We start from the raw sequence: 1664 nt of genomic DNA on the forward strand, positions 1-1664 counted from the left end.
CAACGTCGTTCCTCGCCGTCATCCACATCGCTGCCGCAGCAGACTGGATCAAGCTCTAACAGGCCCTAGTTCCGATTTGACTGATCGGTGAAGAGTTTTCGACAAATTGAGCTTTATCTGGTGAAAGGAATTTCAAATCATGCGTTTTATCTAAATTTAAAATAGTGTCATGAATAGGTAAATCACTATATTTTTTCACATCGTCCTGAATACTACTACAAATATGCTTAAGAGATTTTTCAACTGTTGAAGCTATTTTGCTCCATTCATTGTCAAGTATCTTCTGTGTGGAACCGAATTCTTTTTTTTCATTATTGCTAACTCGATCCAATTTTCCAAGAAAATGAGAATGATTTTCTTGATTATTGCCGCTCCCACCTAAAAAACCAAGACTCTCTTGATTATCATCATGCTTTAAGACGACCGGAGAAATATAATCGTTATTCATCTTTTAAACGCAAACCCACAATTTCAATTTAAAGTACTGTGGTTTATATCACTCTCATTTAAAATGACCACACTCGGCAGGAAACGCGGGCGGCCGAGAAAAAGCGAAAGTCAGGAGACCACTCCTCCAGAGGAGGACGTGGACATCCGGCCCCCAGGACCAGTGTCCACGTTTGCACCCATAAATTATGAGGAGCTGGAGCGTGCGATAGAGAACGCAGAACGCATCATACGCCGCTATCGCGCTGATTAGGCACAGAGTGTTCTATCCAATCTGTGGGCCTCGCGATTTTGGCCCATTTGATTGCGGGGCAGTTCCTTCTGACGCAGACAGTTTCTGGCTGGCCCGAGTAAACCAGGAAGACGGTGAGTGTGCCTGTTCAGCTTTCATCCCCTGCGCCGGACGCTGATCCTCACGCAGATCAAGACTGCGAACAGCTGCCCGACCGATGGCATAGATGGCGTCACGCGCAGATCCGTCCCGTCCGGGTAGAACGGTCATCTTTTCAATGCCCGCCTTTTGGGCTTGATCGATATGACGCAGAACGGCGCCAACCTGCGTGTCGCTTTCCAGAGCTTTGAGTTCTCCCCGTAAGCCCCTGAGTTCTTTCAACGTGGCACTATCTGCCTGGCCTGCGTTAAGTGTTCTGGTGGCCGCATCAATCCCCGATTGCAGTTCCTGGCGTGCTGGATCACGAAGCGACAGAACTTCCCGACGCGCCTGGTCGGGCGTTATTGTTCGACCAGACTTAAATAACGTCGCGATAGCATGCATCATGAGACGTTCGTCATTGACTGCGGCTTTGCCGCTGGCTCTGTTCCACTGATCGTGATCGAGTTGGCTGAGATCAAAATTATGACCGGCGTTCCGTGCAAGATGTGAGAGATGAAGCAGGGTGACCTGCTGGTTGCCTTGCCGAAAAGGCAGAATTTTATCCAAAGCGGCAATATGGGTGGCAGCTCCCCGCGCAAAACGGTCGGAAGAGAGATCTCGCAACCCGTTATTGGCATTCAGGTTTTGGAATACGCTTTGAACTGACTGGGAAATCCGGTCTGGATGAAGACCTTTCCGACCATCAACAGCGAGGTCGCACGTCCGGTATTGACCAGCCCAGTCGTAGACATCCTGAAAGAGATGATGATGCAAATCCTTAAGGGCAGACGTCGACGCGGAAATCTCACAGAAGGGTTGTACATCGGGTTAGATTATGAAAAAG

The 1664-nt window shown here is 48.8% G+C and carries 2 protein-coding genes; both read right to left on the reverse strand.

Going from position 1 to position 1664, the window contains the following annotated elements:
* Positions 1-55: 55 nt before the first annotated feature.
* Entirely contained in the window at positions 56-448 is a 393-nt protein-coding gene (locus tag APA10_RS15030) for a hypothetical protein (protein ID WP_064776000.1), read from the reverse strand.
* A gap of 264 nt (positions 449-712) precedes the next feature.
* Positions 713-1624, reverse strand: coding sequence for a Fic/DOC family protein (locus APA10_RS14350; protein ID WP_080587176.1), 912 nt, complete (start codon positions 1622-1624; stop codon positions 713-715).
* Between the last annotated feature and the right edge of the window lie 40 nt (positions 1625-1664).

It is taken from the genome of Acetobacter pasteurianus subsp. pasteurianus LMG 1262 = NBRC 106471, from assembly GCF_000285275.1.
Classification (GTDB): Bacteria; Pseudomonadota; Alphaproteobacteria; order Acetobacterales; family Acetobacteraceae; genus Acetobacter; species Acetobacter pasteurianus.